Origin of the sequence: Proteus sp. PR00208, assembly GCF_016238545.1 — a bacterium.
Taxonomy (GTDB): Bacteria; Pseudomonadota; Gammaproteobacteria; order Enterobacterales; family Enterobacteriaceae; genus Proteus.
This window is the reverse complement of sequence record NZ_JAEHQE010000028.1, coordinates 34,790-41,631: the sequence shown is the minus strand read 5'-3', so window position 1 is coordinate 41,631 and position 6,842 is coordinate 34,790. Positions and strand designations below refer to the sequence as shown.

Genomic DNA, 6,842 nt, shown 5'->3' with positions numbered 1-6,842 from the left:
TTTAAGAAAAAAATAAATAAATATTAATAAACTTAAAACAAAACATTAAACGTTAGCATTATTAGGCTATTACCTCTAAAAACATAATCTCTATTTTCAATTTCTCTAAAGAGTTAAAATCGTAAAAAACCTTTCGCCATTTCTAATAATGTATTCATTGTACTGCTCACTATTTTTACAAAATTATCATAATTACTATTTGCTGAGCTGTATTTTTTAGAGAGTTCATCAAGATTAGAATTCATTCTCTTTTCTAATGAATCAAGCGATTTTTTAAATAAATCAAATTCAGTTTGTAAAACATTTTTATATTTTACTTCTTCTTTTTTATTTTCATTATCTGCTTTTATCTTTCTCATTTCTTCTTCAATATCAAAACCAGGTTTAACTAAACCAAATAAAGATGTATTATCATAAAGTAGTTGTTTTCTTTTTTTCTCTATCTCAGAGTCCGATAATACGCCATCCATAGAAATATCAGTATTTATTTTTTCCAAGAGATTATCAAGATCATCAAAATCGATATGGCCAATAAAATTAAATTCAATATTATTTTTTATTTATAATGAGTGATTTTCTTTTATTACCTTAATACCTTTTATATCTTTTAATAATTTTTCTATTGCATTTAATGATTGATAAACTTGTTCTTTCTCTTTATAACTTATTAAATGCCCCCCTAATTTTCTAATGTAACTCCCATCATTTTGACATTCAAATAAAAGTTTAGTGTAAAAAAATGATTTCTCTCCTAATTTTTCATGATAACTTTTTTTAACATTCTCCAATACTTTTTTAAGTTCAATATAATTAATTGCAATACACCCATCTTTCTTACCCGCTTTGGTATATTGGGTAATGGATGTTATTGCTGCTCTTAAGTCCCTTACATAATCCATATAATTGGAAAAAACATCCTTTAGAATATCTAAATAATCATTTTTACCTACAACGATTGATTGCTTAACTTCATAAAAAAAATCACTTAATGAATCAGTAGGATAACCATGATTTGGACGTACATCTTTTATAATGGGTTCTAATTTTTTTATAGAGCTTAAACATTGATTATGAAAAATAATATTTTTATCATATTGTGCAGAGAGAGAAACATATATTTCCCTCTCTGTTTTTCCTTTTAAATTATTACAATCAATCCAGTTATCAAGATCAAAATCTTTTTTTTCTCGCCTTATATTTATTAATAACTCTTTCATATCATCTAAAACATGTTTTTCATTTTTAGATGTAGAAACAATATCATTATCTGAAAAATAGATTTTTGAATGACTTGCTATATTAGACATCCCTGAATCAATAGCTTTAGCCATAAATTATCCTCTTACATTCGAACCAATTGCAGAAGCAGCATCCTGCTGCGCATGAATAATTGCTTCAATGGCTTGTAACAATGCTTTTATCACTTCCGTTACTTCGCGTTGCATCTCGTTATTATTATTAATGACATGATTATTAATACTTCCTCTTGCTTCCAATACTTTCTGTTTACCATCCAGTACAATTCCTTGAGATTGCAAAGTTTGGTCTGCTACTCTAGCTAAAGGATCCGCAGTTGAAGTCACTAAGTTACCGGTGATCATCGTTGGGTTAGAATGACCAATAAGATCTTTACCCATACCTTTAATAGAAACAAAAGCCCCCATACCATGTATTGCCATTGAAATACCCGCACTCGTAATTGCGGCACCAATCATAATATTGGCTTTTTTATTAAGATTATCTTTTATTTGATCAGCGATATTTAACTCAATATTCATCAGCATCACACCCATTTCTCTAGATGCTTCGAACTTTTTAATCATTGCTTCTAAATACTTAACAATCAAATTGATTAATTTCATCATATCCGAAGATACAAAATTAAACATACCTAAACTTTCTGTTTTTATATGATCATAAATATCATTATCGTTATCAACTTCGAGTGATTTTAATATCTTTTTTATATCCGGTGTTTTTACTCCTGGTTCAGTTAGAATTGGCTTTGATGTATTTTTTGCTTTTTCTAAAATACTATTTAATCTATTATCAATATCTTTACTTAAACTCTCTAAATTTTCTTTACTTAATTTTCCATCATTAATAAAATCTTTATTCCCACTGACTTCATTAAGTTCAGACTTATAGTTATTAAATAAATTATCATTACTTACTTTAATATTCATATTAACTCCTTAATAAAAATAAATTTTATTAAATAGATATATTTCTGATCATATCTGATTTAGTTCGATTACTTATAGAAGATTTTTCACTCATATTTTTTAAAATTTCAGTGATGGTATCGATATTCTCATGATAACTTTCCATTATCTTATCCATTAGCTTTTGAATAAGATTTAATATGGCATCTAATTTTTTACTATCAGCGACAGATTGCATAATTTTTGCAGAAAGAACACTACTATAAATATTAACTGCATTTGTTGCTGTTGCATTGGCTAACTTAGAAATAACTACGGTTCTGTTTAACATAACACCTGCTTTCTGACTGAACTCTTTAGCAAGTAGTTTATTAATTTTCTTCATGGCTTCTTCAAGTGCTTGAACAATGATTTCTTTAATCATTTTTCCCATCATAAGTTCAAGTGCTTCATTGAAGACTCTTTTCAACATATCTCTGACTTGTTGATTAACAATTTTCTTGGCTACATTGGTTATACCATTTACAGCTGGACCAACAACAAAACTTAATGCAATTGCGGCAATAAATAAAACCGCGGTAATTAAAGCCTTAAGTCCCATTTTTAATTTATCTTGTATTGAGTTTTTTATATCCTCAATGATTTTTTTATCTATACCTAATTTCTTTAATGCATCTAAAGAGCCATAAATCATATCCGCTAGAAAATCGACCACCTTATCTAAAGCCTCCATCAAAGCTTCAGTAAGAGGTTGCATTAATTCATCCATAAACGATGTGCCATGTATCGCTTGATACACTTCATCTGCAATAGTTAATGCAGCATCGGCGACCATTAATACAACTGCAACCGCCATTAAAGCCATGGAAGCGCCTGCCGTAAAAATAGAAGCAACACCCGCAACGATTGCTAATAATCCAGCTAACAGCTTCAAACCAATACCTGCCCAAAATTGAATTTCCTCTTGCTTTTTTATTTGGGCTTTTTGATCGTCAATTTTGTCTTTAAGCGATTTTTCCGTCACTTCTTGCATTTCCTCAAAGAGCGCTTGTTCATTTTCAGAACGCTGCAACATTACTTTGAGTGTTAATTCACGTGTTTTCGCTAATAAGAAAGTTAATAATGCCATTCCTGATAAGGAGTCTGACATTATTTCAAGTTCTAATGCACTTTGAGTAGATGTAAGGACTCTATAGGTTTCTCTGATTTCATCTAAATTTGTTTTTATTGATGTATTTTCTTTTTTATTTATTAAGGCTTTTAATTCGTCCTTATGTGAAGTGATCTGATTAATTCTATCTTCACTAATAGAAACATTAGGCATATATTTAAAAGCATTATCAAAAAAATCAGATAACGTACTGTATAATTTATCTAAATCATCTAACGATAATTTAGAAATATCATCTGGTAAATTCAAAAATGGAAATGCTTTTTTAAGTGAATTTTCCATATCACTTTTAGATTTAATATTTCCTGATAATAAATCTTTAATTAATGACCTAGGAATATTATTATTTTTTAAGAATTTTTCGACTTCAGCTTCTGTTTTGAATTTATTCGATTTAATTTGACTATCAATTTCCATCCAATAATCAACATAAGCATCTTTACTATTCTTTATAGTATCTAGAACAGAGTTAAATTTTTCTTTTAAGCCATCAATGCCTTGAGCTAATTTATTTAGCTTATCTATATAATAATCAAGCTTATCTGGATCTTTAATTTTATCTAAAACATTCTGATGAATGACATTCTGATAAGAGAGTTGTAAAAATAAAAAATCATAATCTTTCGTCGATTTTTTATTCTCTGATTGACTTGGTGCTGAGAATGCTAAAGAGGATTTTTGATTTTGAGATATATCTAGTGTATTACCTTTTTCTTGGCTATAAGCAGCCTTGTCATTTTCTTTTTTATTTTGTTGAGAAAAAACATTGATTTTATACTGCACATCATTTTGAACATTAATTCTTTGATTATTTTTCTTCTGCTCAATAGGTGCTCTAAGAGCAGGTGCAGAAATTTTATTTTCTTTATCTTTAATTTGTGAAGATACAATATGCTCATTTACAGTATTAATTCTTTGAGCTTGCTGTGTCGTATTTATAGTGATATTTTCTACCTCCTTAGAAGATAGAGGTGTAGAAAATATAAATTTATCATTAACCTTATTAATATCATTCATACTGTTCTTCCTTATCTGCATTAAGAACAACAAGAGGAATATCTTTTAATGATTCTAAATAAACATTGGCTCTTTCTTTGATAGATTGATCGTTAATCTTTTCTGAAACTTGATTAAAACAATATTTTGCTTTTTCTTTTTCACCAAGCGATAAATTACATTGCCCAGCATAGAAGACAGGTCGATAATCATTTTTCGCATTGAGATAAGCTAAAGCATAAAGATCAATTGCCGCTTGATACTGTTTTTTCAATTGTTTAACAGCAGCAAGCCCCATAATGTAATCAACATTATAAAAATCGTAGAGGCACAAAAATTTGAAAATTGCTTCGGCCTCATCCAGTTTTCCTTTCTGGTAAAAGTCATAAGCAAATGAATAGATTCCTTCCATAAATCCTTCTGGGATAGCGCCTTCGTCCTTGAGTGATGTCCCGTTCTGAACAATAGAAACAATGTAGTTTGCTAATTGATCAAGTTCATTTTCTGACATTTTTTTATATACTGACATGATGTTAATCCTTTCATCGATGATGAATAATTAATAATGAAATTCTAATTTAATCATTAATTAATTACTTTAATAAAACACACGCCTATATTTATAAAAATAAATACATTATTTTTATAATTAAAATATATATGCGCTAGGTTGATTTATTACTAATTTATATAGTCCATTTCTTCTCTTAATAATCCTTCAATTTCTATTTTCTTAAGCCAAATAAGAATATCCATAACATCTAATAAATCTTGATCTATCATTACATCAAATAAATGATATTTATGATAAATTTTTCTCGCCAGTTCAGGATAACGAACAACTGGTGTTCCTACTTTTTTAGCATAAGCTTTCACCGCCAATGCTTTATCATTAATACAGCTCAATGAAACTAAAGGCATAATGCCATTATCAGGATCAAAATAGATACCAACAGCCACATGGGTTGGATTGACAATAACAGCAGATGAATCTCGAATTACTTTTTTCATCGGTTCATCAAGCAATTCTTGATGAAACTGTCGACGAGTTGATTTTATTTCTGGATCGCCTTCCATATTTTTATATTCTTGCTTAACTTCATGTTTTTCCATCATCATATCTTTCATAAAGATAAAGAAATCAGCAATAATATTTAAAATAAGAATAGGTATTGAAAGAATAAAAAATATAAATACAAAATTAACGACGAGTGAACACCATTTATCAACAACAACATTTAAATCAGAGCGGTATAATATAAATATTTCCTTACCATGTAAAATAATAAAAACATAACAAGTAATTAAAAATATAACTATAAATAATAATGTTTTTAATAAATCTTTTATTGTTCTTATACTAAATATTTTTTTAAATCCTGAAATTGGATTGATATGATTAAGATCAATCTTAATAGCTTCAGTTGCAAGTTTAAAACGCGAATTAAATAAAGAAGGAATAGCACCAGATAAAAAAGCAACAACAAGTATCGGCAAAACAATATCAAAGAATAGTTTTGATATCACATCGACGTAACTCTTTAAGGTAATATTTGTTGGATGAAGTAAAAGAGATTGATAAAAACGACTAAATTCACCTAAATCAACTTGATGAAATAAATACATAACACCGATAAGATAAACAAGTCCTGACGTTAACTCTTTACTCTTAAAACTTTGCCCTTTTTTTGCAGAGTCATCGAGTTTTTTCTGAGTGGGTTTTTCTGTTTTTTCAGCCATGATAAATACTCATAAAGATCGTATAAAAGTATCTATTATTAAAAAATGCATAAAGTTCTGTGGTCATCGCCGAAGTAAAGAAAAGAAGTAATGATATAAAGGCAATAATTCCTTTTATACATAATGACAGTGAAAATGCATTTAGTTGAGGACAAAATAGAGAATAAACACCCAGTGCAACTTCACTTAAAAACATAATAATCAGTACGGGTGAGACTAAAACAAGCGCAGTATGAATCATGCTATTAAGCCAATGCCCAATAAAAGAATAACCAATTTCTTTGTTAAAATAACCAATGGGAAATACATCATAGCTATCTTTTATCGTAGTCATCAATAAGGTTAGGCCACCTGTCGATAAAAAATAGGCAGCGCAAAATAAACCCGTTAATGAAGCGAATTCAGAAGACTCAATTCCCGTAGTTGGGTTAATAGTATCCCCAATACTCGCCCCTCGTTGGTTATCCACAAACTCGCCAAATGCAGACGCGATCCAAAATGGAGTAGCAAAAAGAAGCCCTATTAAAACACCAAGAAGTAATTCACTTAATAATATAATTCCCCATATATTTCTTACTTCATCTGTAATAATAATGCTGGGTCTAATTCCCATAGCAATATAAAAAATAATAATATATTTTAATAATTGGCTATTAAGAACTCGACTATTTAAAAAAGGAATAAAAAGAAAGATAGGAAATAATCTTGCAACAAGTAAAAAAAGATCGATTAAATAAGTCTGTATATACCCTAGCAGTATTAACATATTA

Annotated in this window: 7 protein-coding genes; all 7 read right to left on the bottom strand. The window is 28.7% G+C overall.

Translation table 11 applies throughout. The features are described from left to right. Positions 1 to 113: 113 nt before the first annotated feature. Positions 114 to 470 (bottom strand): IpaD/SipD/SspD family type III secretion system needle tip protein, encoded by a 357-nt coding sequence (locus JEP36_RS16230; protein WP_198630472.1) that lies wholly within the window; start codon positions 468 to 470, stop codon positions 114 to 116. A gap of 90 nt (positions 471 to 560) precedes the next feature. Next, complete coding sequence (locus JEP36_RS16225; RefSeq protein WP_198630471.1) at positions 561 to 1,331, bottom strand: hypothetical protein; 771 nt, start codon at positions 1,329 to 1,331, stop codon at positions 561 to 563. Positions 1,332 to 1,334: 3 nt separating this feature from the next. Then, positions 1,335 to 2,186, bottom strand: coding sequence for a type III secretion protein (locus JEP36_RS16220; RefSeq protein ID WP_198626472.1), 852 nt, complete (start codon positions 2,184 to 2,186; stop codon positions 1,335 to 1,337). A gap of 28 nt (positions 2,187 to 2,214) precedes the next feature. Further along, positions 2,215 to 4,353, bottom strand: coding sequence for a type III secretion system translocon subunit SctE (sctE, locus tag JEP36_RS16215; RefSeq protein ID WP_198630470.1), 2,139 nt, complete (start codon positions 4,351 to 4,353; stop codon positions 2,215 to 2,217). Beyond that, complete coding sequence (gene sicA, locus JEP36_RS16210; RefSeq protein WP_198620572.1) at positions 4,346 to 4,861, bottom strand: type III secretion system translocator chaperone SicA; 516 nt, start codon at positions 4,859 to 4,861, stop codon at positions 4,346 to 4,348. Before sicA ends, sctE begins: the two co-directional genes overlap by 8 nt. 152 nt (positions 4,862 to 5,013) lie before the next feature. Beyond that, positions 5,014 to 6,072 carry an EscU/YscU/HrcU family type III secretion system export apparatus switch protein gene (locus JEP36_RS16205; protein ID WP_198626474.1) on the bottom strand — a complete coding sequence of 353 codons (1,059 nt, stop codon included), beginning with the start codon at positions 6,070 to 6,072 and terminating at the stop codon, positions 5,014 to 5,016. Continuing rightward, positions 6,065 to 6,838: a type III secretion system export apparatus subunit SctT gene (gene sctT / locus JEP36_RS16200; RefSeq protein WP_198620574.1), complete on the bottom strand. Its 774-nt coding sequence runs from the start codon at positions 6,836 to 6,838 to the stop codon at positions 6,065 to 6,067. Before sctT ends, JEP36_RS16205 begins: the two co-directional genes overlap by 8 nt. Positions 6,839 to 6,842 lie beyond the last annotated feature (4 nt).